The 26,106-nt window shown below is 71.3% G+C and carries 20 protein-coding genes and 1 pseudogene; 5 read left to right on the top strand and 16 right to left on the bottom strand.

Features of this window, described 5'->3' with window-relative positions:
• Positions 1–4 precede the first annotated feature (4 nt).
• A complete protein-coding gene (locus BJK06_RS15800; protein WP_070418686.1) occupies positions 5–715 on the top strand; it encodes an HAD family hydrolase in 711 nt (236 codons plus the stop codon).
• Positions 716–725: 10 nt separating this feature from the next.
• Here BJK06_RS15800 and BJK06_RS15795 read toward each other — a convergent pair whose 3' ends face one another.
• Positions 726–1,373 (bottom strand): DUF1990 family protein, encoded by a 648-nt coding sequence (locus BJK06_RS15795; protein ID WP_070418685.1) that lies wholly within the window; start codon positions 1,371–1,373, stop codon positions 726–728.
• Between the two features lie 132 nt (positions 1,374–1,505).
• On the opposite strand from BJK06_RS15795, the gene BJK06_RS15790 reads away from it, so the two are divergent.
• On the top strand, positions 1,506–1,994 hold the full coding sequence (locus tag BJK06_RS15790; RefSeq protein ID WP_070418684.1) for a hypothetical protein: 489 nt from the start codon (positions 1,506–1,508) through the stop codon (positions 1,992–1,994).
• Positions 1,995–2,003: 9 nt separating this feature from the next.
• On the opposite strand, the gene lepA is transcribed toward BJK06_RS15790, so the two are convergent.
• Together lepA and BJK06_RS15780 are read right to left on the bottom strand one after the other, a co-directional pair.
• A complete protein-coding gene (gene lepA / locus BJK06_RS15785) occupies positions 2,004–3,851 on the bottom strand; it encodes a translation elongation factor 4 (protein ID WP_070418683.1) in 1,848 nt (615 codons plus the stop codon).
• 70 nt (positions 3,852–3,921) lie between these two features.
• Positions 3,922–5,106, bottom strand: a complete 1,185-nt coding sequence (locus BJK06_RS15780) for a pyridoxal phosphate-dependent aminotransferase (protein WP_070419547.1) — start codon at positions 5,104–5,106, stop codon at positions 3,922–3,924.
• 191 nt (positions 5,107–5,297) lie between these two features.
• Between BJK06_RS15780 and rpsT the strand changes: the two genes are divergently transcribed.
• Positions 5,298–5,558: a 30S ribosomal protein S20 gene (rpsT, locus tag BJK06_RS15775; RefSeq protein WP_070418682.1), complete on the top strand. Its 261-nt coding sequence runs from the start codon at positions 5,298–5,300 to the stop codon at positions 5,556–5,558.
• Positions 5,559–5,777: 219 nt separating this feature from the next.
• Here the strand turns inward: rpsT and holA are convergent, their stop codons facing one another.
• The 13 genes and pseudogenes from holA to BJK06_RS18720 all read right to left on the bottom strand — a co-directional run bounded on the left by holA (position 5,778) and on the right by BJK06_RS18720 (position 22,946).
• Entirely contained in the window at positions 5,778–6,797 is a 1,020-nt protein-coding gene (gene holA / locus BJK06_RS15770) for a DNA polymerase III subunit delta (RefSeq protein ID WP_070418681.1), read from the bottom strand.
• Positions 6,798–7,228: 431 nt separating this feature from the next.
• Positions 7,229–8,464: pseudogene (locus tag BJK06_RS19175) on the bottom strand (ComEC/Rec2 family competence protein); the annotation flags it as partial.
• 702 nt (positions 8,465–9,166) lie between these two features.
• A complete protein-coding gene (locus tag BJK06_RS15755) occupies positions 9,167–9,922 on the bottom strand; it encodes a ComEA family DNA-binding protein (RefSeq protein ID WP_083295323.1) in 756 nt (251 codons plus the stop codon).
• 98 nt (positions 9,923–10,020) lie between these two features.
• Positions 10,021–12,633: a leucine--tRNA ligase gene (gene leuS / locus BJK06_RS15750; protein WP_374930684.1), complete on the bottom strand. Its 2,613-nt coding sequence runs from the start codon at positions 12,631–12,633 to the stop codon at positions 10,021–10,023.
• A 67-nt stretch (positions 12,634–12,700) separates the two neighbouring features.
• Positions 12,701–14,449, bottom strand: coding sequence for a thiol reductant ABC exporter subunit CydC (gene cydC, locus BJK06_RS15745; RefSeq protein WP_083295322.1), 1,749 nt, complete (start codon positions 14,447–14,449; stop codon positions 12,701–12,703).
• Complete coding sequence (cydD, locus tag BJK06_RS15740) at positions 14,446–16,134, bottom strand: thiol reductant ABC exporter subunit CydD (RefSeq protein WP_070418677.1); 1,689 nt, start codon at positions 16,132–16,134, stop codon at positions 14,446–14,448. Before cydD ends, cydC begins: the two co-directional genes overlap by 4 nt.
• A 9-nt stretch (positions 16,135–16,143) precedes the next feature.
• Entirely contained in the window at positions 16,144–17,148 is a 1,005-nt protein-coding gene (gene cydB / locus BJK06_RS15735) for a cytochrome d ubiquinol oxidase subunit II (RefSeq protein ID WP_070418676.1), read from the bottom strand.
• Complete coding sequence (locus BJK06_RS15730) at positions 17,148–18,560, bottom strand: cytochrome ubiquinol oxidase subunit I (RefSeq protein WP_070418675.1); 1,413 nt, start codon at positions 18,558–18,560, stop codon at positions 17,148–17,150. Before BJK06_RS15730 ends, cydB begins: the two co-directional genes overlap by 1 nt.
• A 268-nt stretch (positions 18,561–18,828) precedes the next feature.
• Positions 18,829–19,764 carry an ABC transporter substrate-binding protein gene (locus BJK06_RS15725; protein ID WP_070418674.1) on the bottom strand — a complete coding sequence of 312 codons (936 nt, stop codon included), beginning with the start codon at positions 19,762–19,764 and terminating at the stop codon, positions 18,829–18,831.
• Positions 19,761–20,501, bottom strand: a complete 741-nt coding sequence (locus BJK06_RS15720; protein WP_070418673.1) for an ABC transporter permease — start codon at positions 20,499–20,501, stop codon at positions 19,761–19,763. The genes BJK06_RS15725 and BJK06_RS15720 overlap by 4 nt, the downstream gene beginning before the upstream one ends.
• Positions 20,498–21,220, bottom strand: coding sequence for an ABC transporter permease (locus BJK06_RS15715; RefSeq protein ID WP_070418672.1), 723 nt, complete (start codon positions 21,218–21,220; stop codon positions 20,498–20,500). The genes BJK06_RS15720 and BJK06_RS15715 overlap by 4 nt, the downstream gene beginning before the upstream one ends.
• Positions 21,217–22,086: an ABC transporter ATP-binding protein gene (locus tag BJK06_RS15710; protein WP_070418671.1), complete on the bottom strand. Its 870-nt coding sequence runs from the start codon at positions 22,084–22,086 to the stop codon at positions 21,217–21,219. Before BJK06_RS15710 ends, BJK06_RS15715 begins: the two co-directional genes overlap by 4 nt.
• A 179-nt stretch (positions 22,087–22,265) precedes the next feature.
• Positions 22,266–22,946, bottom strand: coding sequence for a TetR/AcrR family transcriptional regulator (locus BJK06_RS18720; protein WP_070418670.1), 681 nt, complete (start codon positions 22,944–22,946; stop codon positions 22,266–22,268).
• Positions 22,947–23,058: 112 nt separating this feature from the next.
• Here BJK06_RS18720 and BJK06_RS15700 point away from each other — a divergent pair, with 112 nt between their 5' ends.
• Together BJK06_RS15700 and BJK06_RS15695 are read left to right on the top strand one after the other, a co-directional pair.
• On the top strand, positions 23,059–24,123 hold the full coding sequence (locus BJK06_RS15700; RefSeq protein ID WP_070418669.1) for an App1 family protein: 1,065 nt from the start codon (positions 23,059–23,061) through the stop codon (positions 24,121–24,123).
• A gap of 55 nt (positions 24,124–24,178) precedes the next feature.
• Positions 24,179–26,068 carry a glycoside hydrolase family 15 protein gene (locus BJK06_RS15695; protein WP_070418668.1) on the top strand — a complete coding sequence of 630 codons (1,890 nt, stop codon included), beginning with the start codon at positions 24,179–24,181 and terminating at the stop codon, positions 26,066–26,068.
• The last annotated feature ends 38 nt before the right edge of the window (positions 26,069–26,106 follow it).

Below are 26,106 nucleotides of genomic sequence, written 5' to 3'. Positions count from 1 at the left end.
AGACATGGAGCACCACCCCGTCCCCACCACGGTGCTGTGGGACATCGACGGCACCCTCGTGATGAACGCCTCCTCGCCGGGCAACCTCTACCACCTCGCGCTCGAGCGGGCGGTGGGTCGCGACCTCGTCCTCCGCGTCGGACACCAGCACGGCCGCACCGACGCCGGGCTCATCGCCGAGCACGTCCGGGCCCACGACCTGGACGACTCGCTCATCCCCACCGTGAGCCGCCACCTGCACGACCTGACCGAGGAACGGCACGTGTCCGGCGACCACCGGAGCCCGGCTCCGGGTGCGATCGCCCTCGTCCGACGGTTCGCCGAGCTCGGCTGGCGCAACGGACTGCTGACCGGCAACTCCCCCTACCGTGCCCGCGTGAAGCTGCAGGGCGCCGGGTTCGACGTCGACGCGTTCGACTGGGAGCACTCGTACTTCGGGGACGCCGAGGTCGAGCGCAGCGGAGTGACCGCGCGTGCTGCCGAGGCCCTCGCGGGCACCCGGGCCGTCATCGTCGGGGACACCCCGCGGGACGGCGAGGCGGCCGAGGCCGTCGGGATCCCGTTCCTGGCGGTGGCGACCGGTGTGTTCGACGTCGACGCGCTCCGCGCCACGGGAGCTGTGACGATCGCCCGGAACTGCGTCGACGACGCGTCGCTCATCGAGGACGCCATCGTGGCGCTGCCGCCGCTCCGCCCGGTCGGCGAGGGCTCCTAGCCGAGCAGACCTAGTCGCCGCGGAGCGCTTCGAGGTACTTCTGCGCCATCACGCGCTGCTGCCGACGGAGCAACGGGGCCACGAACTGCCACTTCCGGCTCGACGGCTGCGAGAACTGCCGGATCTGCAACCACACCGAGCCGTCCGGGGTCCGCTCGACGACGAAGGACTCCTCGCCCGAGAGCGGGTGCCCCTCGAGCGTGCCGTACGCGAAGCCCTTGCGGTCGGTCTCGTCGATGATCGAGACGACCCGGACCGGCGCCTGCACCGTCTGGCCGAACGCGTGCATCGTCAGCGTCGCGCTCGTCCCCGCCGTCACGAGCGGCGTGCCGTCCGGGGCGAACTTCTCCACCCGGGGCGTCCCGATCGAGGCCGGGGCGATCGGCACGCCGTCCTCGTCGAAGGTCACCGGGTTGTAGCGGACCTCGTCGTCGTCGGGCTGCTCCTCGACGTGCACGCGGATCCCGCTGCGCTCCTGGATCTGCCAGGTCAGGGCCTGGGTCACCGCGGTCTCGAAGCGCTGGTCGCCGTGGCCGATCCGGGAGCGCGACTCGGACGGGGCGAACCCCTCCGGCGGGTACGTCATGAGGTCCGGCGCCTGGGTCGCACCCACGGCTCCGTACGTCAGGGCGGTCCGGTAGCTCCCGCGGGTACTCATGCGGCCACTGTACTGGGGACTCGTCCCCCGGATCGAACCGAGTCGTCCTCGGGTGCGCAACCGGCGGTCCGCTTTCCGCGCGCCCCGAACTGGAGGCCCGACACCCGTCCGACACGCCCCTATCGTGGGTGCGTGCCCCGCTCCCCCCTCGCTCGCTCGCGGTCCGTCGACCGCACGACGGCCGCGTTCGCCGTCCTGACGCTCGCGGCGTTCGGGCTCGCGGCGACGGCACGGGCCGCGGTCGAGTGGGCGACGGCCGGCCTCGGCGCTCCCTCCCGGTACGTCACGACGCCGCCGGGGGACGTCGACGTGTTCGACACCGCGAACGCCATCGCGGCGTTCGGGGCGTGCAGCGCCGGAGCGGGTGTGCTCCTGTTCGGGGTGACGCTCGTGCTCGCGGTGCGCCGACACTCGGCACGCCGGCTGCCCTACGTGCTCGGGTTCTGCACGCTGGCGATGGTGGTCGGGTCGGTGGTGGCCGGGTTCGCCGCGGCGGCGCAGGCCGACTACGACACGGCTGCCGGACTCGTCATCCTGCGGACCGCACTCGCGGGACTGGCCGCGGCGAGCCTCCCGGCACTGGGCCTGGCAGCGTTGCGGGCTCGCGCCCGCCGCGTCTGACGCGCTCCGCTACTTCTTCTTCTCTTCGACGTCGCCGGAGAGCGCCGCGATGAAGGCTTCCTGCGGGACCTCGACACGACCCACCATCTTCATGCGCTTCTTGCCCTCCTTCTGCTTCTCGAGGAGCTTGCGCTTGCGGGTGATGTCACCGCCGTAGCACTTCGCGAGGACGTCCTTGCGCATCGCCCGGATGCTCTCGCGGGCGATGATCCGGGCGCCGATGGCGGCCTGGATCGGGACCTCGAACTGCTGGCGCGGGATGAGCTTGCGCAGGCGCTCGGTCATCAGCGTGCCGTAGGCGTACGCCTTGTCGCGGTGCACGATCGCGCTGAACGCGTCGACCTGCTCGCCCTGGAGCAGGATGTCGACCTTCACGAGGTCGGCCGCCTGGTCCCCCGTGGGCTCGTAGTCGAGCGACGCGTAGCCCTGGGTCTTGCTCTTCAGCTGGTCGAAGAAGTCGAAGACGATCTCGCCGAGGGGCATCTCGTACCGGATCTCGACGCGGTCCTCGCCGAGGTACTCCATGCCGAGCAGCGATCCGCGGCGCGACTGGCACAGCTCCATGATCGCGCCCACGTAGTCCTTCGGCGCGAGGATGGCCGCACGGACCATCGGCTCGCGGACCTCGACGATGCGGCCGCCGGGGAACTCGGACGGGTTCGTGACCTCGGTCACGGTGTTGTCCTCGTTCGTGACCTCGTAGATCACGCTCGGGGCCGTGGTGATGAGGTCGAGCCCGAACTCGCGGCTGAGGCGCTCGGTGATGATCTCGAGGTGGAGCAGGCCGAGGAAGCCGCAGCGGAAGCCGAAGCCGAGCGCCACCGACGTCTCCGGCTCGTACACGAGGGCGGCGTCGGACAGCTTGAGCTTGTCGAGCGCCTCGCGGAGGTCGGGGTAGTCCGAGCCGTCGATCGGGTACAGGCCCGAGAACACCATCGGCTTCGGGTCGGTGTACCCGGCCAGCGCCTCGGTCGCGGGCTTCTGCGCCGTCGTGACCGTGTCGCCGACCTTCGACTGGCGGACGTCCTTCACCCCGGTGATGAGGTACCCGACCTCGCCGACGGAGAGGCCCTTCGTCGGCTTCGGCTCGGGCGCGGACACCCCGATCTCGAGGATCTCGTGCGTCGACTTGGTCGACATCATCTGGACCTTCTCGCGCGGGTGGATCGTGCCGTCCACCATCCGCACGTAGGTCACGACGCCGCGGTAGCTGTCGTAGACCGAGTCGAAGATCATCGCGCGGGGCGGAGCGTCCACGTCGCCCACGGGGGCCGGCACGGAGCCGACGACCCGGTCGAGCAGCTCGGCGACGCCCACGCCGGTCTTGCCGGACACGCGCAGGACGTCGTTCGGCGAGCCGCCGATGAGCTGCGCGAGCTCGGCCGCGTACTTCTCCGGCTCGGCCGCCGGCAGGTCGATCTTGTTGAGGACCGGGATGATCTCGAGGTCGTTCTCGAGCGCCAGGTAGAGGTTGGCGAGCGTCTGCGCCTCGATGCCCTGCGCCGCGTCGACCAGGAGGATCGCTCCCTCGCACGCCGCGAGCGACCGGGACACCTCGTACGAGAAGTCCACGTGACCGGGCGTGTCGATCATGTTGAGGGCGTACGTCTGCCCGTCGAGCTCCCACGGCATGCGCACCGCCTGGGACTTGATCGTGATGCCGCGCTCGCGCTCGATGTCCATGCGGTCGAGGTACTGCGCACGCATGGCGCGGTCCTCGACGATGCCGGTGATCTGCAGCATGCGGTCGGCCAGCGTGGACTTGCCGTGGTCGATGTGCGCGATGATGCAGAAGTTGCGGATCGCGTCGGCCGGGGTCGAGGCGGGCTCGAGCGGCGCGGATGCTTGTGGGCTCACGGTTCCTCGGGGTGGGTCGGACGGTCGAACGATTGTCCCACGTCCGCGCGGCGGCGGCGCGCACGTCCGGTCAGACGATGGCGTGCTCCGGCGCCGGCAGCGCACCCAGTCCGCGGCGCAGGTCCGCCGGCGTCGCCGCGAGGCAGACGCGGATCCAGCCCTCGCCGGTCCGCCCGAACGCGCTCCCCGGCGCCACGGCGACCCGCTCCCGCTGGAGGAACCCGAGCGCCCACTCCGCGACGTCGCCCTGCGAGGCGTGGGACATGTCGATCCACAGGTAGAAGGCGCCCCGCGGGTCGAGGTAGTGGATGCCGGCGGCGTCGAGCACCTCCTTCGCGACGCCGAGGTTGGCGCGGTAGTGCTCGCGGGCGTCCTGCACGGCGGAGTGGTCCCCCACGATCGCCGCGAGGGCCGCCCACTGGTCGGGTTCGGCGACGCAGCTGATCATCGCCTCCTGGGTCGTCCGCATCGTCGGGCCGAGTCCCTTCGGCGTGACGAGGTACCCGACACGGACGCCCGTCATCGCGTAGGTCTTGCTCAGCGAGAAGGCGGTGAAGACGCGGTCGTCCTCGTCGAGGCTCGCCAGGCTGACGTGGCGGGTGCCGTAGGTGAAGTACTCGTAGACCTCGTCGCTGATCACCCAGAGGTCGTGCCGCTTCGCCAGGGCGAGCAGGTCGCGGAGGGTCTGCTCGCCGAACACCGAGCCGAGCGGGTTCGAGGGCGAGTTCACGACGAGGGCGCGGGTCCGCTCGGTGATGCTCGCCTCGAGGGCCTGCAGGTCCGGCTCGAACCCGTGCTGCGGCTCGAGCCGGTACGGCACCGGCGTCGCTCCGATGATGTGGGCGTTCATCGTGAAGGTCGTGTAGCCGGGGTCCGGCACGAGGACCTCGTCACCGGGGCTCAGCACGAGGGTCATCGCCTGGAAGAGCGCTTGCGTCGCGCCGATCGTCATCCAGATCTGCTCGACGTCGACCTCGATCCGGTTCTCGCGGCGGAGCTTGTCGCGGATGGCCTCCCGCAGCGGGGCGATGCCGCCGTTCGGGGTGTAGTCGGTGCGGTCCTCGGTCCAGGCGCGCCGGGCGGCCTCGCCGATGTGCGCCGCGACGGGCACGTCGGGTTCGCCGATGACGAGCATCGCGATGTCTGTCCCGGTCGCCTGGTCCGTCTGCTCGGCCTGCATGCGGGCGGCTTGCTCGAACACGCGGCGGATGCCGGAGGCGGGGACGGTCTCGATACGGGGCGCGAGCGATGGCATGCTCGTCACGGTAGCGAACGGTTGTTGCGGCACGGTTTCGGCGTTTCGGTGCTTTGGTCCAGACGCTCCGGCCTGGTAATGTTGGTGGCTGGCTTCCGCGTTCCCCGCCCACGGGTGGAACGCGATGCGACCAAGGGCCCCTCTACCCAGCGGTCGCGACCACCCGTAGAGACGATCAAGGAGCAACACGCATGGCGAACATCAAGTCGCAGATGAAGCGCATCAAGACCAACCTCAAGGCCCAGGAGCGCAACAAGGCCTACCGTTCGGAGCTCAAGACGGTCATCCGTCACACGAACGAGGCCGTCGTCGCCGGCGACAAGGACAAGGCCGTCGCGGCCCTGACCCTCGCGTCGAAGAAGCTCGACAAGGCCGTGAGCAAGGGCGTCATCCACAAGAACCAGGCCGCGAACCGCAAGTCGGCCATCGCGAAGAAGGTCGCGTCGCTCTGACGCACTGACCCTTCTGGTCGAACAGGCCCCGCACCGTTCGGTGCGGGGCCTGTTCGCGTGCGCGGCGCGCGGGCCGCCTGGCGCGCGGCGCGGGGCGCCTGGCGGCGTGACACGCGCGTTTCGACATGCTGCGTGTCGATCGACACGCAGAACGTCGCAACGCGCGTGCGGTGCCGTCCGACTCGCGTCGCGTGCGCAGTTCAGGAGGCGCGGCTCGCCTCAGCGCGCCTCGCCGCGCCGGGCGATGGTGCGGACCATGACCTCGAGCGCGTAGTGCGCGTCGCGCGAGCCACCCTTCACCGCGGTGTCGGCCTCGGCGATGCTGATGATCGCGTTCGCGAGCCCGGACTCGCTCCACCCCGCGACGTCACGCTGCGCCCGCTGCACCTGCCACGGCGCCATGCCGAGTGCCGAGGCGGCCTGACCGCTCGGCCCGCGGAAGGCACTGACCTTCGCCATCGTGCGGATCTTCGACGCGAACGCCGCCACGATCGGCACCGGCGCCTCGCCCGTGGAGAGCGCGTGCCGCAACTCGACGATGGCCGGAGCCGAACGGCCGGCGAGTGCGATGTCGGCGACCTTGAACGCGTTCGTCTCGACGCGACCGCCGTAGTACTTGTCGACGACCTTGTCCGTGATCTCAGCGGCTTCGTCCGCGAGGAGCTGCCGGCACGCGGCCGCGAGCTCGGCCAGGTCGTCCGCGAACGCCGCGACGAGGGTGCGCACCGCCGAGGGCGCGATCTTGCGTCGGGCAGCGCGGAACTCCGCCGTGACGAAGTCGATCCGGTCGGTCTCGCGCTTGAGCTCGTCGCACTGCACCTCGACGCCCCCGCCGACACCGCTGCGGATCGTGTCGAGCAGCTTCTTGCCGCGCACTCCCCCGCCGTGGCGCAGCACGAGCGTGACGTCGTCCGCCGGGGCACCGAGGTACGAGATCGTCTCGGTGATGAACGCGTCGGTGCACTTCTCGACGTTGGTGACCCGGACCAACCGGGGCTCGCCGAACAGGGACGGACTCGCGAGGGTGGCGAGGAGGCCGGGAGCGTACTGGTCGGCTTCGAGGTCGTGCACCTCGAGCGCGGGGTCCTCGCCCAGGAGCAGGTCGCGCAGGACGCTGCTCGCCCGCTCGGCGAGGAAGGTCTCGGGCCCCGTGACGAGCACCACCGGCGCAGGGCGGATGCCCGACCAGGGCACCTGGTCGATCCTCGCTGCGGCGCGGACGGGCTTCTTGGCGGCCATGCCTCGATCCTACGGGCGACCGCTGACGCCGAACGCTCCGTCCACACCCGGAGGGCGTCGGGTCCGTCCCGTCCGACGACCACGGTCCCCTGCTGGTCGGTCCGGTACGCACGGGTGCCCGCGGCCTCGAGCACGTCCAGCGCCGAGCGGGTCGGGTGGCCGTACGTGTTGTCCGCACCGACGCCGATGAGCCCCACCGCGGCCGCGGTCTCGCGGTAGAGCACCGGGTCCTGGTCGGCCGAACCGTGGTGCGCCACCTTCACGACCTCGATCGTGGTCCCGGGCAGGGCCTGCGCCCCGGTGTCGGCCTGGGTCGCCAGGACACCGCGGAGCCGTCGCTGCGCGGTCTCCCCCAGGTCTCCGAGGAACAGCCCGCTGACACACGACGTGCAGCCCGGCCCGGGTTCCGTGCGGAGGACCAGACTTGCGTCGTTCCCGGCGTCCCGCGCGCCCGACCGCGGCCACAGCACCCGCCACCGGAGCGGCCCGAGCGCGCCCGACGTCGTGTCGTCGGCCGTCCGGACGTCGATGCCCGCGTCGACGAGCGACCGGAGGACGCGCTCGTCCTCGGCCCGACCCGTCGGACCGACGAGCGCGGTCGTCACACGGTCCGCGACCGACGCGACCGCACCGACGTGGTCCCGGTCGAAGTGCGTCAGCACGAGCAGGTCGACCCGGTCGACGCCGAGGAGGTCCAGGCAGGCGCCGAGTCGCTCCGGATCGTCGCCGACGTCCACCAGTGCGGTGCCGCTCCCGCCGCGGACGAGCACCGCGTCGCCCTGCCCCACGTCGCACGCGGCGACGGCCCAGTCGCCGGGCAGCCCCGCGCGCACGACGATTCGGGGCACGGCGACGGACACGATCCCGACCGCTGCGACCGTGCACGCGGCGAGGAGCAGGCGGAAGCGGACCGCTCGGGGCGCGAGGACCGCCACCGCGACCGAGCCGCTCACGACGGCGGCGCCGACCACCCCGAGCACTCCGGCTGGCCAAGGCGCTGCGGCGTACGGGAGCGCAGCCGCTCCGTGCGCGATGCCTCCGATCGCGCTGGCGGGCACCCACGCCACCGCGGCGAGCACCGAACCGCCCCACGGCCACAGCGGCGCGGTCAGGCACGCGGCGAGCCCGACCACCGTGACGATGGGCGCGAGCGGCTCGGTCAGCAGGTTCGCCGGGACAGCGTAGGTCGGGAACGTGGCCGACAACGGGATCGTGACCGGCCAGCAGGCGAGCTGCGCCGCGACGGGGATCGCGAGCGCTGCCGCCACCGGCGTCCACATCCGTCGTGCGAACAGCGCCGTCAGCGGCGGACCGAGCACCACGATCCCACTCGTCGCGAGCACCGACAGGGCGAACGCGAACGACCGGGCGTACCAGGGGTCGACGACGAGCATCCCGACCACGGCGAGGGCGATCAGCGGGACCCCACGTACCGGACGTCCCGCGAGGTGCACCACTAGCACGACCACCGCCATCACCGTCGCCCGCACGATCGAGGGGTCTGGACGGACCAGCACCACGAACGCCAGCAGGAGCGCGATCGCCACCACCGCCCGACCTGCTCGAGGGAGGCCGACGACCCGCCCCAGCACGACCACGAGTCCCACGATCACCGCGCAGTTCGCGCCGGACACGGCGGTCAGGTGAGTGAGCGCCGAGGTCTCCATCGCGGCCTCGGTCGCGGGGTCGAGTCCGCTCCGGTCGCCGATCGCCAGACCGCGCAACAACGAGGCTCCGGGTTCCGGCAGGGTCGCGCTCGCGGACACGAACGCCCGGCGCGCTCGATCGGTGGCCGCGAGGAGTCCCGTCGGCGGGTCGGTCCGGACCCCGCCGCGCAGGAACACCACGAACGACGTCGTGCTCCCCGGCTCGTCCGCTTCGAGCGTCGCCACCCCGTGCACCCGACTCCCCGCGGCGACAGCCCCGCCCGCGCCGCGCGCCGTGGGGACGACCCGAACCGGCACGCGCAGCCCGTCGACGTCCTCCGCAGCCACCAGGGTCCCGACGACCGACCGGTCACCCGGCGCGAGGTCCCGGTCGAGCACGACCTCGACGGCGGCCGTCCGGACACCGTCGAGGACGGCAGGGCTCCGCCGGTCGTCACCCACCACCACGGCGACCGCCACCGTGGTGCAGAACGCGGCCGACGCCACCACGAGCCCCACGACGCCCAGAGCCCGCCGCGGACAGCCGACCACCAGCCATGCGATGCCGCCACACGCGACGGCCGCGCCAACGAGCCCGGACCACCCCGCGCTGCCGGGCACCCCGACCAGCACCGCCGCGCACACCCACGCGGCCGAGGCCGGACCGGCCACTCGCAGGTCCCGCACGCCGGGAGCGAGGTCGACCGCCACCACCGGCCCCGATCAGACCCGCACGCGGTCGCGGAGCTCCGCGAACCGGACGTCACCGATGCCGCTGACGTCGAGCAGGTCCTCGACGGCGGCGAACCGTCCGTGCTCGTCGCGCCACGCGAGGATCCGGCCCGCGAGCGACGGCCCGATCCCGGGCAGGGTCTCGAGCAATGTCTGATCGGCCGTGTTGAGATCGACAACGGCATCGTCGGCAGACCCGGCGCCACCACCGGCACCGGCCGAATCGCTCGAACTGCTCGAACCGTCGAGCGCTGCCGGGATGTCCGTCTCCCCCACCTTCGGCACGTACAACCGCTCGCCGTCCACCAGCACTCGCGCGAGGTTCAGCCGAGCCAGGTCCGCGTCGTCACGAGCGCCCCCGGCCCGCTCGACCGCGTCGGACACACGGCTGCCCCCGGGCAGCGTCACGACGCCCGGACGTGCCACCGCCCCGACGACGTGCACGACCACGAGCGGGGCCGCCGACGAGGACGGAGGACCCCCACCCGGAGAACGGGACGGCACCGCCGACGGAGCGCCCGCCACCGACAGCGGACCGTCGCCCCCACCGCCCGCCGACGATGACGAACCCGACCACGACCCGACCGCCACCACGACCCCGGCGACCAGGACGACGAGCCCCGCCAGCAGGACCGCCGTCCGCGGCGACAACGCCAGCCCAGCGCCCCACGACCGCGCAGACCCACCCGCCGACACCGCCCCAGCCCCGCCGGACGGTCCCGTGGCTCCACCATCACCAGACGACATGCCCGCACGCTACGGAGCCCGACCACCCGGCCGGACCCCGCAACGACGATCGGTGGACGACCGTCCTCCAGCCCCACCTGTGGAGGACGAACGGCGCGCTACCCCTTGATCGCGATGTTGACGAGCTTCGGCGCCCGCACGATCACCTTCACGATCTCGCGGTCCCCGATGTACCGCTGGACGTTCGCCGACGCCCGTGCGAGCGCCTCCAGCTCCGACGGCTCGATCGACTTCGACACCTCGAACGAGTCCCGCACCTTGCCGTTGACCTGCACGACCGCGGTCAGCGACTCCTGCACGAGCAGCGTCGGGTCGGCCTTCCGCCAGCCGTACGTGGCGACGGTGGCCTCGTAGCCCAGCTTCTCCCACATCTCCTCGCCGGTGTACGGCGCGAAGACGCTCAGGCCGAGCGCGATGGTCTCGACGGCCTCGCGGACGGCGGGGTCAGCCGCGCCCGGACCGTTGTCGATCGCCTTGCGGGTGACGTTCACCAGGTCCATGAGCCGCGCGATCACGACGTTGAACTTGAACGACTCCATCAGCCCCGGCGCATCGGCCAGGAACCGGTGCGTGACCTGCCGCAGGGCCCGGTCGCCGTCCGCCCACACGACGTCCGGCGACGACGTGACGTCGAGCGCCAGCCGGTAGGCACGGGCGAGGAAGCGGGCCGAGGCCGACGGGGAGACGTCCTCCCAGTTGATGTCGTCCTCGGGCGGCCCGGCGAAGCCCATCACCAGGCGGATCGCGTCGACACCGTTCGCGTCGAGCTCGTCACCGAGCGAGACGCCACCCTTCGACTTCGACATCTTCGAGCCGCCGGACAGCACCATGCCCTGGTTGAGCAACGCCGAGAACGGCTCGGTGAAGTCGAGGTAGCCGAGGTCGAACAGCACCTTGGTCACGAAGCGCGCGTAGAGCAGGTGCAGGATCGCGTGCTCGATGCCGCCGATGTACTGGTCGACCGGGGCCCACTTGCGTGCGACGGCGGGGTCGAACGCCTGCGTGTCGTCGTTCGCCGCCAGGAAGCGCAGGAAGTACCACGACGAGTCGACGAAGGTGTCCATCGTGTCGGTGTCGCGGAGCGCGGGGGTGCCGTCCACCGGGTTCGGCACGTTCACCCAGTCGGTCGCGCCACCGAGCGGCGAGGTGCCCTTCGGCTTGAGGTCGAGCCCGTCGGTGTCGGGCAGCCGGACGGGCAGCTGGTCCATCGGCACCGGGTGCTCGGTGCCGTCGGCGCCGTGGATGATCGGGATCGGGGTGCCCCAGAAGCGCTGGCGCGAGATGAGCCAGTCGCGAAGACGGTAGGTCTTGGCTGCACGGCCGGTGCCGCGCTCCTCGAGCAGGGAGATCGCCGCGGTGATCGCGTGCTGCTTGGACATGCCGTCGAGCGGGCCGGAGTTGATCATCCGACCGGTGCCGGTCAGGGCCTCACCCGTCGACACCGGGTCGAGCGCGGGCAGGTCCTCGAGCGAGGCACCCTCGGGGATCACCGGGATCGCCCCGGTCACCGCGGCGTTCGTGTCGACGACGACCTTCACCGGCAGGTCGAACGCCCGCGCGAAGTCGAGGTCGCGCTGGTCGTGCGCCGGGACCGCCATGACCGCACCGTGGCCGTAGTCGGCCAGCACGTAGTCGGCGGCCCAGATCGGCAGGCGCTCCCCCGTCAGCGGGTGGATCGCGAAGCGACCGAGCGGCACACCGGTCTTCGGGCGGTCGGCGTTCTGCCGGTCGATCTCCGAGGTCTTCTGCGTGGCGACGAGGTACGCGTCGAACGCAGCCCGGACGTCGTCCGACACGGATGCGTCAGCCACCAGCGCAGCAGCCAGGTCCGAGTCCGGCGCCACCACGAGGAACGTCACCCCGTGGATCGTGTCCGGACGCGTGGTGAACACCGTGACGGGCTCATCGCGGCCTTCGATCACGAAGTCGACGTCCGCGCCGACCGAGCGCCCGATCCAGTTCCGTTGCTGCGCGATGACCTTCGCCGGCCACCGGCCCTCGAGCTGGTTGAGGTCGTCGAGCAGCCGGTCCGCGTACTCGGTGATCTTGAAGTACCACTGCGTCAGCTTCTTCTTGACCACGACGGCACCGGAGCGGTCCGAGGTGCCGTCCGGCAGCACCTGCTCGTTCGCGAGGACGGTCTGGTCCACCGGGTCCCAGTTGACCCAGCTGTCCTTGCGGTAGGCCAGCCCCTTCTCGTACATCTTCAGGAACAGCCACTGGTTCCACTTGTAGTACTCGGGGTCCGAGGTGTGGATCTCGGTGGTCCAGTCGAACGACGGCGCGTAGCGCTTGAACGACGCCTTCTGCTGCTCGATGTTCGCGTAGGTCCAGTCCTTCGGGTCGACCCCGCGCTTGATCGCCGCGTTCTCGGCCGGCAGCCCGAACGAGTCCCAACCGATCGGGTGCAGCACGTTGAAGCCCTGCTGCCGCCAGTACCGCGCCACGAAGTCGCCGAGCGCCCAGTTCTCGGCGTGCCCCATGTGCAGGTCGCCGGACGGGTACGGGAACATCTCGAGGATGTACTTCCGCGGACGCGTGTCGTCGAGGTCGGTCGTGAAGAGCCCGAGCTCCTCCCAGCGCGGCTGCCACTTCTCCTGCAGGCGACGGAAGTCGTAGGCGTTCGGGTCCTCGGGGTACGGCTCGGTGGTCACGGAACTCTCATTCAGTCTGGAGGCACGGATCACGTCCGTCGGACGCGCTCCGGTCATCAAGGATATAAGCCTGGAGGAACGGATCACCGCACCGGAGTCGACCCACCGCCGACAGGTGCGCGGCTCACACCGCCGCGAGCCGCCCGTCGCGCATCCGCAGCTTCCGGTCGACGAGGTCCGCCGCCACCGGCACGTGCGACACGATGACGACCGTCCTGCCGTCCTGCCGCGCGGCCCCGACGAGGTCGCGCAGCACGGTGTCGCCGAGGTCGGGGTCGATGTCGGCCGTCGGCTCGTCGAGCACGAGCACCGGGAACGCGTGCAGGAGCGCCCGGGCGAGCGCGAGCCGGTGCGCCTGCCCGCCGGACACGAGGGCACCGCGCTCCCCCACGCCCGCGTCGAGTCCACCGCGTCGCTGCACCCACGACCCGAGCCCGACCCGGTCGAGCACGGCGAGCAGGTCCTCGTCGGTCGCGGTGTCGCGGGCGAACAGCAGGTTCTGCCGCACGGACTGGTCGAACACGAACGGGTCCTGCTCGATCAACCCGACGCGGGCGCGGACGGCGTCGGGGTGCATGTCCCTCGCCTCGACCCCGTCGAGCGTGTACGAGCCCTCGTGGTCGACGAACCGGACGAGCGCGTCCACGAGCGTCGACTTGCCCGCGCCGCTCGGTCCCTCGAGCACGACGACCTCGCCGGGTCGGAGGTCCAACGACACCCGGTCGACGGCGGCCGCCGCGGCACCGGGCCAGCGCACCGTCACGTCGCGCAGCGAGACGGCGACGGGCCCGTCGACCACGAGCGAAGCGGGATCGGCGTCCGCGTCCGGCTCCGGGACGATGCCGGCCGGCACCTCCGCCGGGACGACCCGCTCCACCCGGTCGGCCGCGGCTCGGACCCGGCGTAGCGTCAGCACCGCGAGCGGGACCCCGCCGACGACCTCGAACAGGGCGAGCGGCACGAACACGGCGAGGGCCCAGAGCGGTCCGTCGAGCGCGCCGGTGACGACCGCGGGGACGCCGACGGCCAGGATCCCGATGACCGCGCCACCGCCGACGAGGCCGACCAGGGCCCCGACGAGTGACTCGACCGTCCCCCGGCGCCGCACGGCCGCGGTCACCCGGGCGTCGAGCCGGGCGATGTGGTCGAGCCGTTCGTCGAGCGTGCCGTAGGCGGCGAAGACGTCGAGCGTCCGCACCGTGTCGAGCACGAGGTCGGCGACGTGCCCGCGTTCCGCGGCCGTCTGCTCGTCGGAGCGCCGTGCGATCGAGAGGGTGACGACCGACCCGAGCAGTGCGGCCACGGCGAGGGCGACGAGCAGCACGAGCGCCGCCGGCACCGACACGAACGCGACCGCGACGACGGAGAGCAGCGCGGCCACGCCGGCGGACACGAGCGGACCGACGACGCGGATGGGCAGGTCCTGCAGCCGGTCGGTGTCGGTGACGAGCCGCGTGAGGAGGTCGCCGCGACCGGTGGAGCCGAGTCCCGCCGGAGCGATCGACGACAGTCGGCGGTACATCTCGGTGCGCACGACCGCGAGCTGCCGGAACGAGGCGTCGTGTCCGGCGAGGCGGTCCACGTACCGGAGCGCCGCACGGCCGAGCGCGAACGCGCGGACGCCCACCATCACGAGCGTCAGGTAGAGGATCGGCGGGTGCTCGGCCGCACGCGTGATGAGGTACCCGCTCGCGGCGAGGAGCGCCACGGCGCAGACCGCACTGAGCGCACCGGCCGTGACCGCCTTGGCCCAACCGGCCCCGTGCGGCATCGCGAGCCGCAGGACGGAGGCGTCCCCGCTGGCACGGCCGCCCCGCCGCTGGCGCGTCGGACCGGAACCGGCGTCGTGGGCCCCTCGCGCCTCCCGGCTCATGCCCGCACCCCGTCCGCCCGGGTGACCGCGACCGCGCCACCCGGTCGCCCGTCGACACGGGTGACCGCGACCGCGCCGTCCGGCCGCACGTCGACGCGGACGTCCGCCGCCGCGACGACCGCGGGCCGGTGGCTCGCGACCACGACGACGGCCCCGTCGTCGGCGAGGCGGCGGAGCGTGCGGACGACGTGCGCCTCGGCGTCGGCGTCCAGCGCGGAGGTCGGCTCGTCGAGCAGCACGAGCTGCGTTCCCGTCCGCCGCGCGCGGTACAGGGCACCCGCCACCGCGACGCGCTGCGCCTGGCCGCCGGACAGGCCGCTGCCGCCGGAACCGACCTGGAGGCGCGGGTCGAGTCCCAGCCCCGCCTCGCCCAGGGCGGTGCGGACCGCTGGCTCGTCGGGGGTCGCGCTGAGCGCGACGTTCTCGGCGATCGTGCCGCGGACGAGTCGTGGGCGCTGGTCGGCCCAGGTCGTGCGCTCGGCGACCGTGCTGCCGTCGGGACCCGGCACGGTCACCGTGCCGTCGTGGGGCAGGGCACCGCGGACCGCGGCGATGAGACTGGACTTGCCGGAGCCGCTCGATCCGGCCAGGACGACGATCGTGCCCGGTCGGGCGCGGAGGTCGAGCGGACCGATCACGACGTCGGGACGTCGCACGGTGAGTCGGTCCAGCACCAGGTGGTCCGCGGCGGGGACGGCTCCGGGACGTGCCGCGGGCGCCGTGGTGTCGTCGAGGACGTCGAGCACGGCGGTCGAGGCCTCGACGCCGTCCTGTGCCGCGTGGAAGTCGGCGCCGACCTGGCGGATCGGGGCGAAGGCCTCCGGAGCGAGGACGAGCACGAACATCGCGGCGCCGAGCCCGAGCGAGCCGTCGACGAGTCGGATGCCGATCGACACCGCGACGAGCGCGACGGACAGGCTCGCGGCGAGCTCGAGCGCGAACCCGCTCACGAACGACAGCCGCAGGACCCCGACGGTGCCACGCCGGTACTCGTCGGTGACGGTGCCGATGCGTCCGACCTGGCGCCGCGCACGGCCGAAGACCTTGAGCGTCGCCAGCCCCTCGACCGCCTCGGTGAAGGCACCGCCGAGCTTCGCGAGCGCGTCCGACTGCTTCCGCTGGAGCGCCTGCGTCGCGAGGCCGATGAGGATCATGAACACCGGGATCACCGGCAGGGCGCAGAGCACGATCAGGCCGCTGGTCAGGTCGCCGAGCCCGATCGCGACGACGAGCATCGGCGTGGCGATCGCGGTGAGGGCCAGCTGCGGCAGGTACCGGCCGAAGTAGGCGTCGAGGGCGTCGAGCCCGGGCCCGAGCGTGGTCGCGAAGGCCGCACTCGAGCGCTCGGCGAGCCACGACGGTCCGCGCTCGGCCGCCCGGGCCAGGACGGTCGCGCGCAGCTCGCTCTTCACCTTCGCCGCCGCACGTGCGGCGAGGTCGTCGGTGGCCCAGGCGGCCACGGCCCGGACGACGAACGCCGTGCCGAGGAGCGCGAGCGCCGGGGTGAACGCGTCCGGGACGCTGCCGTCACGGACGGCGTCCACGCCGAGGGTCACCGCCGCGGCGATCCCCCACGCGATCGCGATGGTCGCGAGCGTGCGGAGGACACCGGTACCGGCGGCCGCGACGATGAAGCCACGGGCCGTCCGCGACAGCCGCAGCAGGCGCGGGTCGAGCGGCTTCACCGTCGCCGCCTAGTGCGCGGCCTGGGTCACGTGGGCCCGGGACACGCGCTTGCGGAAGATCCAGTACGTCCACGCCTGGTAGGCGAACACGAGGGGCACGAAGATCAGTGCCACCCAGCTCATCACCGTGAGCGTGTACGAGCCGCTCGAGGCGTTGTAGACGTTCAGGCTGTTCGCCGGGTCGTTCGTCGCGGGCATGACGTCCGGGAAGATCGCGGTGAACATCGCCAGGACGATCGCGGCGATGGTGACCGCCATGAGCGTGAACGCCCGGCCCTCCTTGCCCCAGGCGGTGCAGAGCACCGCGAGGACCAGGGCGAGCGCGGCGACGACCGACAGGACGATCGACGTCGGGGTGGACCGCACGAAGGCCATCCAGACCAGGAACGCTGCGCCGACGACGATCGTCAGCACGCCCGCCCGGGTCGCGAGGCGCTTCGCACGCGCACGGATCTCACCCTCGGTCTTCAGCGCGACGAAGACGACGCCGTGCGTGAAGAACACCAGCAGCGTCGCCACGCCGGTGAGCAGCGCGAAGGGGTTGAGCAGGTCGAACACCGTGCCGGTGTAGTTGTGGCCGGCGTCCATCGGGATGCCCCGGACCACGTTGCCGAACGCGACGCCCCAGAGGAACGACGGCACCGCACTGCCGACGATGATCATGAGGTCGAACCGGCGCTTCCACTCGAGGTGCTTGTTCTGGTGCCGGTACTCGAACGAGACGCCGCGGGCGATGAGCGCCGCGAGGATGAGCAGGAGCGCCAGGTAGAACCCGGAGAACATCGTGGCGTACCACTCGGGGAACGCCGCGAACAGGCAGGCGCCCGCGACGATGACCCAGGTCTCGTTGAGGTCCCACACCGGGCCGATCGTGTTGATCAGGACCCGACGGTCGGTGTCGTCCTTGCCGAGGAACGGCAGGGACATGCCGACACCGAAGTCGAAGCCGTCGAGGACGAAGTAGCCGACGAAGAAGACGCCGACGATCGCGAACCAGAGAACGGGGAGATCCATCAGTAGACCGTCACTTCGTGCTTGACCTCGCCGGTCTCCTCGTCGACCTCCGCCGGGGCGGCGGGGCCCTCTTGCGCGACCTTCTTGATGAGCCGGAACTCGACCACCGCCAGGGAGCCGTAGATGAGCGTGAAGACGATGAGCGAGATGAGGACCTCGACCCCGGTGACGTTCGGCGAGACGCCGTCACTCGTCTTGAGCAACCCGAACACGAGCCACGGCTGGCGGCCCATCTCCGTGAAGATCCAGCCGACGATCATCGCGGCCATCGGCAGCGGGACGGTCCAGGTGGCGATGCGCCAGACCCACCGCTGGGTCGGGAACCGGCCCTTGCGGGTCAGCCAGAGCCCGACGAGCGAGACCAGCACCGCGCCGACACCGAGCGCGATCATCCAGCGGAACGACCAGTAGGTCACCCAGATGATCGGCTTGTAGTCGCCTGGGCCGTAGACCTGCGAGTACTGCGCCTGCAGGTCGTTGATGCCCTCGACCGTGCCGTTGAAGGTGTGCGTCGACAGGAACGAGAGCAGGTACGGCACACGGATCGAGAACAGCTCGTGCACGCCGTCCGGGGTGCCGAGCGTGAAGATCGAGAACGAGGCGTCCTTGCCGGTGGCGGTGTTGTACAGCGCCTCGGCAGCGGCCATCTTCATCGGCTGGGTGTCGACCATCGTGAGGCCGAGCTGGTCGCCGGTGAGCACCGTGAGCGCCCCCGCGGCCAGCATCGTCCACATGCCGAACTTCAGCGCCGGCATCATCGTCTCGAGGTTCTGGTTGCGCGCCAGGTGGTACGCAGCGACCGAGATGATCACCGCGGCGGCGACCATGAAGCACGCGAACAGGGTGTGCGGGAAGGCGGCCAGCGCGACCTTGTTGCCGAGCACGGCCCAGATGTCCGTGAGCTCCGCACGCCCCTTGGCCTCGTTCATGGAGAAGCCGACCGGGTGCTGCATGAACGCGTTCGCGGCGATGATGAAGTACGCCGACATGATCGTGCCGGCGCTGACGCACCAGATGCTCGCGAGGTGCAGGCCCTTCGGCAGGCGGTCCCACCCGAAGATCCAGATGCCGATGAACGCCGCCTCGAAGAAGAACGCGAGGATGCCCTCGAGCGCGAGCGGGGCGCCGAACACGTCACCGACGAACCGGGAGTAGTTCGACCAGTTCATGCCGAACTGGAACTCCTGCACGATCCCCGTCACGACGCCCATCGCGAAGTTGATGAGGAAGATGCGCCCGAAGAACCGGGTCAGCTGGAGGTAGTGCGCGCGCCCCGTCCGGTACCAGGCCGTCTGGAACACGGCCACGACGACGGCCATGCCGATCGTCAACGGGACGAAGAGGAAGTGGTAGATCGTCGTCAGACCGAACTGCCACCGCGACAGGAGGAGCGGATCGAGGATGTCGTTCATGCGGCGTTTCCGAGCCGGTTCGCCGCGCGCTGTTGGTGCACGTCAGTTGCTTCCTGTGGAGGGGAACTTCTGCTGTCACAACCGTTGGGACACGAACACGCTACCTCGCGGACACATGGTTCGACAAGTTGTAGAACCCTCAGTGCACGGATGTGCAGCGGGACTGCACGGCACAACCGTGCGGAACAACGGTGCGGGTACCTGATCCCGGAACGACGACAGGTGCCGGGCAGTTGCCCGACACCTGTCGTTTTTTGCTGACTGAGTGCTACAGCAGGTCGTTGTCCTGCAGGAACGCCTTGGCGACCGAGGCCGCCGACTTCTGGTCCACCGAGTTCTGACGGTTGAGCTCGATGAGCGCGTCGGTCGTGAGGAGCTTGTTCACCTTCTCGATGGCGTCCGCGGCCTTCGAGTCGAGGTCCTTCGACACGATCGGGGTCACGTTGTTCGCCGGCACGAGGTGCTCCGGGTCCTCGAGCGTGACGAGCTTCTCGGTCTTGATCGAGGCGCTGGCGGAGTAGATGTCCGCGACCTGCGAGTCACCGTCCTGGATCGCCTTGATCGTGAGCGGGCCACCGGAGTCGTTCTGCTGGTTGACCTCGCCGGTGATGCCGTACTTCTCCTTGAGGCCCTTCGGACCGTAGGCGGCGGTGGCGAACTCCGGGTTGGCGGCGATCGAGATCGTCCCGCCGATCTTCGAGAGGTCGGCGATCGACTTCAAGCCGTACTTGTCCGCCGTCGCCTGGGTCACCGTGTAGGTGTCGGCGTCCGAGGCGTCGGCCGACGGCAGCGCCTTGACGTCCGACGGCAGTGCCGACTTCAGTGCGGTGTTGATGCCGTCCGTCGTCGTCTCGGTCGTGGTGGACTTACCGTCCTCCTGCAGGAGGTAGTTGAGCAGGTTGCCGTTGTACTCCGGGAAGACGTTGATGCTCCCCTTCGCGACCTCGGGCCAGTACGCCTTGCGCTGACCGATGTTGAGCTTCTTGGTGACGGTGAAGCCCTCGTGCTCGAGCTCCTGCGCGTAGAGCTCGGCGATGATCTCGTTCGACGGGTACGCCTGCGAGCCGACGACGATGGTCTTGGAGTCCCCGCCGCCGGAGCCGGAGGAGAGCGGGTCGCTCGACGAGCAGCCCGCGAGGGCGATGGCGGCCGCGGACGCGACGGCGATCGTCGCGGCGAGACGCCGGGTCGTTGCTGTGATCACGGGTGGGTTCCTTCCACAGGGGTTGATGCTCGTGGTGCTGAGCTGCGGGTGCTCCGACGCGACAGACGCGCCGACCCGGCGGAGACACCCGCGGGGACGGCGAGCCGCTGCAGCGCGGCGAAGACGATCTCGAACGCGATGGCGAGGGCGATCACCAGGAGGGAACCGCCGAGCACCTCCGCGTAGTCCGAGTTGGCGATGCCGGAGAAGGCGTAGCCGCCGAGTCCGCCGGCGTTGATGTAGCCGACGAGGGTCGCGGTGGCGACGACCTGCAGCACGGCGGCACGGATGCCGCCGACGATGAGCGGCAGGGCGAGCGGGATCTCGACCTTGCCGAGGATCTGCCACCCGGTCATGCCCTGCGCCTTGGCGGCGTCGATCACGACGCGGTCGATCGCCTCGACGCCGGAGTACGCGCCGGCGAGCACCGACGGGATCGCGAGGATGACGAGTGCGATGAGCGGCGCCCCGAGTCCTAGGCCGATCGAGAGTGCGAGCAGCGTCAGGACGCCGAGGGTCGGCAGCGCGCGGATGCCGCCGGAGACGCCCACCGCGATCGAGCGTCCCTTACCGGTGTGCCCGATCAGCAGGCCGACCGGCACGGCGATCGCGACGGCGATGGCGACCGTGAGCAACGTGATCCACACGTGCTCCCAGAGCCGGACGCCGACGGCGTCGGACCCGACGTTGTTCGCCGGGTCGAAGATCCAGGCGATGCCCTGGGCGAAGAGGTTCATGCGGAGACCTCGTTCGCTCGGACGTCGTCAGCGGCGCGGCGTCGGACGGCACGGGCGTTGCGGCCGCTCCCCCGTGTCCACGGCATCGCGAGCCGACCCACGGCCACGAGCAGCGCGTCGAACACGAGCGCGAGCACGATGGTCAGGACGATGCCCGTGAGGATCTCGGCGCTGATGCCGCGCTTGAGGCCGTCGGTGAGCAGGAACCCGAGGTTCGGCACGCCGATGAGCGCGCCGACCGTGATGAGGCTGATCGTGGACACCGACACCACCCGGATGCCCGCGAGGAGGACCGGACCGGCGAGCGGCAGCTCCACCTTGAAGAACCGCTGCGCGGGCGAGTACCCGAGCGCCTCGGACGCCCCCACGACGTCCTGGTCGACCGCGTCGATGGCGTCGGCGGCGGACCGGGCCATCAGGGCCACACCGAAGATGGTCATCGCGATCACGACGTTCACCGGGTCGAGGGTGCTCGTGCCGATGATCGCGGGCAGCACCAGGAAGAGGGGCAGCGCCGGGATCGTGTAGAAGAGGCTCGCGACGACGACGATCGTCGAGGCGGTCCCCCGAGCCACGCCGTTGCGCTTCCGCAGGCGCGACACGAGCAGGCCGATCGGGACGGACAGCAGGAAGCTGATGACGATCGGCGGGATCGCCAGCCAGACGTGCGCGATCAGGTTGTCGCTGATCGTGTCCGTGTTGCCGAGGACCCAGTTCACGCGTCGCCCCGCTGCTCCTGGGGCACTGCCTCGGCCGCGTCCACGACCTGCACCGGACCGGTGAGCACACCGGCGGCACGTCCTTCACCGTCGACGACGATCGGCCCCGTCGGCGTCTGCTCGACGCGGAGCGCACGGCGGCCGCGACCGGCGCCGATGAAGTTCGCGACGAAGTCGTCGGCGGGCTCGGCGAGGATCTCGGCGGGGGTGCCGAGCTGGGCGATCTCGCCGCCCTTCTTGAGGATGACGACCTGGTCGCCGAGCTTGAAGGCCTCGTCGATGTCGTGCGTGACGAAGACCACGGTCTTGCCGAGCTCGCGCTGGAGCCTGATGAGCTCGTCCTGCAGGTCGTTCCGCACGAGCGGGTCGACGGCACCGAAGGGCTCGTCCATGAGCAGGATGTTCGGGTCGACCGCGAGTCCGCGGGCGACGCCGACGCGCTGCTGCTGTCCGCCGGAGAGCTGCGAGGGGTACCGGTTCGCGAAGGCACGGTCGAGCCCGACCGTGTCCATGAGTTCGAGGGCACGCTGGCGCGCGTCGGCCTTCGGGACCCCCGTCAGCAGCGGCACCGTGGCGATGTTGTCGACGACCTTGCGGTGCGGCAGCAGCCCGGCGTTCTGCATCACGTAGCCGATGCTGCGACGGAGCTTGACCGGGTCGACGCCCGCGACGTCCTCCCCGTCGATCTCGACGGCACCTGCGCTGGGGTCGACCATGCGGTTGATCATCCGGAGCAGCGTGGTCTTGCCGCAGCCACTCGACCCGACGAAGACCGTCGTGGTCCTCGAGGGGATGACGAGGCTGAAGTCGTCGACCGCGTTGGTGCCGTCCGGGTAGGTCTTGCGCACCGAGCGGAACTCGATCATGGGTGCCCTTCTGTTCGGAGGTAGCCCGACTCCGAGTGAGAGTACCCGTCGGGTGTGACACCCGTTCAGCCGTGACGGCGTGTGTCGTGTCCCGGACAGCGCGTGCGCAGCGTCCGGACGCGACGACGCCCGTCTCTCCTGTTCGGAGGACGGGCGTCGTCGGATTGCCGCTCGGCGTGTCAGGAGGCCGCGATCACCGCTTCGAGGTGCCCGCGGCTCATCGCCCGGTACTCCTCGATGAGTGCGGTCTCGGGGTTCGCCGGGTCACGGTGCGCCCGCGCGAGGACGGCGTGCGACGACTCGGCGAGGACCACCCAGGTCCGCTCGATGCGCTCCCCCGTCGGGACGCCGAACCGCTCGTGCATGATGTGGGCGACGGCGCTCCCCAGTGCCGCCATCCGGTCCTCGGCGTCGCCCGTGCCGGTGTCCGCCGCGTCGCCGAAGCGGATCGCCCGGAAGCCCGGCTCGGTGCGGTACATCTCGGCGGTGACGTCGATGAGCGCGTCGCAGGCGGCCTGCCAGGTCGTCGCCTCGCTGGTGTCGAGGGCGGTGATGAACCGCTCGGCCAGGCGCTGGGTGCTCCGGATCGCGAGTGCCTCGACCACGGCGATGCGGTCCGGGAAGTAGCGGTAGACGGTACCGATGGACGCCCCCGCCCGCTCGGCGACCATCGCGGTGGTGAGGCGCTCGAACCCGATCTCGTCGATCACCGCGGCCGCGGCGTCGAGGAGGCCGGCGAGGCGCGCCGAACTGCGGGCTTGGACCGGCTCGTTCCTGAGCAGTGATGATCCCCCCGGCAGTGCGTTCGATACCTCGGTGACGAGCACGTGTTCTCCTCTTGCGCCGACAGCGCGACTCATGTGGGTGTGACGGTCACAACTGTCGCAGAGACCGGCTGGAATATCGCTGCGACTCTCCCAGTACATGTGTGAGGTCGTACGTGTGCCAGGTCGGACGTGGAATGATGGGGCGATGCCCGACCCGACGCCCCACGAGCCGTCGTTGGCCGAGCCGATCCTCCACCGGGCGGCCCGCATCGAGGACGCCGTCCAGGAGTTCCGCGAGCACCGGGCGCGCCGCCGGGGGCTGGTGCCGACCGTCATCCCGTACACCGGCTACGGCGCACCCGGGTGGGTCCGCGTCCTCTGCCGGGTCCTCCTCACGCGTCGGGGCCTCGCATCCGACGCCTCCTTCTACGGCGTGCGCGGCTGGCGGAGCTTCACGAGCGTCGCGGTCGACGACGCCGAGGTCACGATCACCGCCGGCGGGACCTCGCACGTGGTGCAGTCCGACCGCGGCGGCGTGGTCGACACCATCGTGCCGATCGACCTCGAGCCGGGCTGGCGCACCATCAAGCTGTCCGCCGGGGGCATGCGCGACGTCGAGGCCGACGTCTTCATCGTGCACCCGGACACGCGGTTCGGACTGCTGTCGGACATCGACGACACCGTCATGGTGACCTCGCTCCCCCGCCCGATGCTCGCGGCCTGGAACTCCTTCGTGCTCACGGAGCACGGGCGCCGGCCCGTCCCGGGCATGTCGGTGCTGTACGAACGCGTCCTCGCGCAGCACCCCGGCGCCCCGACGGTCTACCTCTCCACCGGCGCCTGGAACGTCGCGCCGACACTGCAGCGCTTCCTCAGCCGGAACCTCTACCCCTCCGGCACCCTGCTGCTCACCGACTGGGGTCCCACGCACGACCGGTTCTTCCGCAGCGGCCAGCTCCACAAGCAGCAGAACCTCGAACGACTCGCCCAGGACTTCCCGCACGTGCAGTGGCTCCTCGTCGGCGACGACGGGCAGCACGACGAGTCGCTCTACGGCGAGTTCGCCCGGGCGCACCCCGAGAGCGTCGCGGGCGTCGCCATCCGCCAGCTCTCCACGAGCGAGGCCGTCCTCGCCGGTGGGCGGTCCCGCGCCCAGGAACGCTCGCGCGAGTCCTCGGCGCCCTGGGTCTACGCCCCGGACGGCGCCGGCATGTGGTCCGAGCTGGCACGGGTCGGCATCACCCGCGCCGACCCGGACGACCCGGCCTGAGCCATCCCTCAGCAACCACCCCGGCCTCCCGAGGCGGCGGTGGTTGGATCGGCCCATGAGCCCGGCTGACACACCGACCAACCGCATCGAGGACCACGCGCTGATCGGCGACACCTACACCGCCGCGCTCGTCGGGCGCGACGGCACCGTCGACTGGGCGTGCCTGCCCCGCTTCGACAGCCCGTCGACCTTCGCCTCGATCCTCGGCACCGAGGACCACGGGCACTGGACCCTTCGACCCACGGACCCGGACGCGACCGCGACCCGCCGGTACGACCACGACACGCTCGTGCTCGCGACCGTGTGGACGACGAGCACCGGCGTGGTCGAGGTCACCGAGTTCATGCCGATCGGTGCGCACCGGGCGACGATCGTCCGGCGGGTGCGGGGGCTCCGCGGCAGCGTGGAGCTCCGACAGACGCTGCGCATCCGGTTCGACTACGCCCTCGCACTCCCCTGGGTCCGGCAGATCGGCGGCGACGAGGACCCGGCACTGCTGGCCACGGCGGGACCCGGGTCCGTGATCGTCCGCGGGGTCCGCTTCCGCGCCGACGACCACCGGCACACCGCCACCACCACCGTGCACGACGGCGACGTGCTCGACACCGTCCTCACGTGGTACCCGTCGCACCGCGAGCCGCCGGAGCCCCTCGACGTCGACGAGGCCCTGCACCGCACCGTGCGCTGGTGGCGGGACTGGATGGCCACCGCCCGGACCGAGGGCCGGTACGCCGAGGCGGCCCGCCGGTCGCTCCTCCTGCTCCGTGCGATGACCCACGCCGAGACCGGCGGGGTCGTGGCGGCCGCGACGACCAGCCTCCCCGAGGACCCCGGCGGCGAACGCAACTGGGACTACCGCTACGTCTGGCTCCGCGACGCCTCGCTCGCCCTCGCGTCCCTCATCGCGCACGGGTACCGCGACGAGGCGATGCACTGGCGCGGCTGGCTCCTCCGCGCGATCGCCGGCGACCCCGCCGACGTGCAGATCATGTACGGCATCGCCGGGGAGCGCGAGCTCCCCGAACGCGAACTGCCGAACCTGCCCGGGTACGCGGGCTCCACGCCCGTCCGGATCGGCAACGGCGCCTACACGCAGTACCAGGGGGACGTCTTCGGCGAGGTCCTCGCGGCGCTCCACGACGCCCGCGAGCTCGGCGTCGAGGAGAACGCCGACTCGTGGGCACTCCAGCGCGCCCTGCTCGGGTACGTCGAGGAGCACTGGCAGGAGCCCGACAACGGCATCTGGGAGATGCGCGGGCCCCGTCGACACTTCACGCACTCGCGCGCGATGATCTGGGCGGCGTTCGACCGCGGCGTCGCAGCCGTCGAGGAGTTCGGCCTCGAGGGCCCCGTCGACCGCTGGCGGACCCTCCGCGCCGAGGTGCGCGCCGAGATCGAGGAGCACGGGTGGAACGCCGAGCGCGGCAGCTACCGCCAGCACTACGACACCGACGAGGTCGACGCCAGCCTGCTCGTCCTGCCGCAGATCGGCTACGTGAAGCCCGGTGACCCGCGGATGACCGGGACCGTCACCGCGATCGAGCAGGACCTCCGGACCGGCGACGACGGCCTCGTGCTCCGGTACCGCACCTCGTCCGGCTTCGACGGGCTCTCCGGCAGCGAGCACCCGTTCCTCGCGTGCTCCTTCTGGCTCGTCGAGCAGTACGCCGCGTCCGGGCGCGTCGAGGACGCCGAGCGGCTGATGGACGTGCTCGTCGGCTACGCGAACGACGTCGGCATGCTCTCCGAGGAGATCGACGTCGCGACCGGCCACCACATCGGGAACACCCCGCAGGCGCTGTCGCACCTCACGCTCGTGTCCGCCGCGGACGCGATCGCGCGGGCGCGCGGCACGGCGGCCGGCCACCGGACGCGACTCGCCGTGCACGACGGCGGCACCCGGTCGTGGACCGGAGAGGGCGAGCGGGCCGGCACACCCGCCTGACGCGGTGGTCGTGACCGCAGACGGACGGGAGGCACGGT

It is taken from the genome of Curtobacterium sp. BH-2-1-1 (assembly GCF_001806325.1).
Lineage (GTDB): Bacteria > Actinomycetota > Actinomycetes > Actinomycetales > Microbacteriaceae > Curtobacterium.
The sequence above is the reverse complement of the archived record's forward strand: the minus strand, read 5'-3'. Positions and strand labels throughout refer to the sequence as shown.

Excerpts from the sequence above, each read along its gene's own strand:
- BJK06_RS15780 (WP_070419547.1), bottom strand. The coding sequence starts at position 5,106 with ATGCCATCGCTCGCGCCCCGTATCGAGACCGTCCCCGCCTCCGGCATC.
- cydC (WP_083295322.1), bottom strand. The coding sequence starts at position 14,449 with ATGAGCCGGGAGGCGCGAGGGGCCCACGACGCCGGTTCCGGTCCGACG.
- BJK06_RS18720 (WP_070418670.1), bottom strand. The coding sequence starts at position 22,946 with ATGAGTCGCGCTGTCGGCGCAAGAGGAGAACACGTGCTCGTCACCGAG.
- BJK06_RS15695 (WP_070418668.1), top strand. The coding sequence starts at position 24,179 with ATGAGCCCGGCTGACACACCGACCAACCGCATCGAGGACCACGCGCTG.
- BJK06_RS15800 (WP_070418686.1), top strand. The coding sequence starts at position 5 with ATGGAGCACCACCCCGTCCCCACCACGGTGCTGTGGGACATCGACGGC.
- cydB (WP_070418676.1), bottom strand. The coding sequence starts at position 17,148 with ATGGATCTCCCCGTTCTCTGGTTCGCGATCGTCGGCGTCTTCTTCGTC.
- BJK06_RS15730 (WP_070418675.1), bottom strand. The coding sequence starts at position 18,560 with ATGAACGACATCCTCGATCCGCTCCTCCTGTCGCGGTGGCAGTTCGGT.
- BJK06_RS15710 (WP_070418671.1), bottom strand. The coding sequence starts at position 22,086 with ATGATCGAGTTCCGCTCGGTGCGCAAGACCTACCCGGACGGCACCAAC.
- holA (WP_070418681.1), bottom strand. The coding sequence starts at position 6,797 with ATGGCCGCCAAGAAGCCCGTCCGCGCCGCAGCGAGGATCGACCAGGTG.
- BJK06_RS15755 (WP_083295323.1), bottom strand. The coding sequence starts at position 9,922 with ATGTCGTCTGGTGATGGTGGAGCCACGGGACCGTCCGGCGGGGCTGGG.
- BJK06_RS15720 (WP_070418673.1), bottom strand. The coding sequence starts at position 20,501 with ATGAACCTCTTCGCCCAGGGCATCGCCTGGATCTTCGACCCGGCGAAC.
- BJK06_RS15795 (WP_070418685.1), bottom strand. The coding sequence starts at position 1,373 with ATGAGTACCCGCGGGAGCTACCGGACCGCCCTGACGTACGGAGCCGTG.
- BJK06_RS15700 (WP_070418669.1), top strand. The coding sequence starts at position 23,059 with ATGCCCGACCCGACGCCCCACGAGCCGTCGTTGGCCGAGCCGATCCTC.
- rpsT (WP_070418682.1), top strand. The coding sequence starts at position 5,298 with ATGGCGAACATCAAGTCGCAGATGAAGCGCATCAAGACCAACCTCAAG.
- leuS (WP_374930684.1), bottom strand. The coding sequence starts at position 12,633 with ATGACCGGAGCGCGTCCGACGGACGTGATCCGTGCCTCCAGACTGAAT.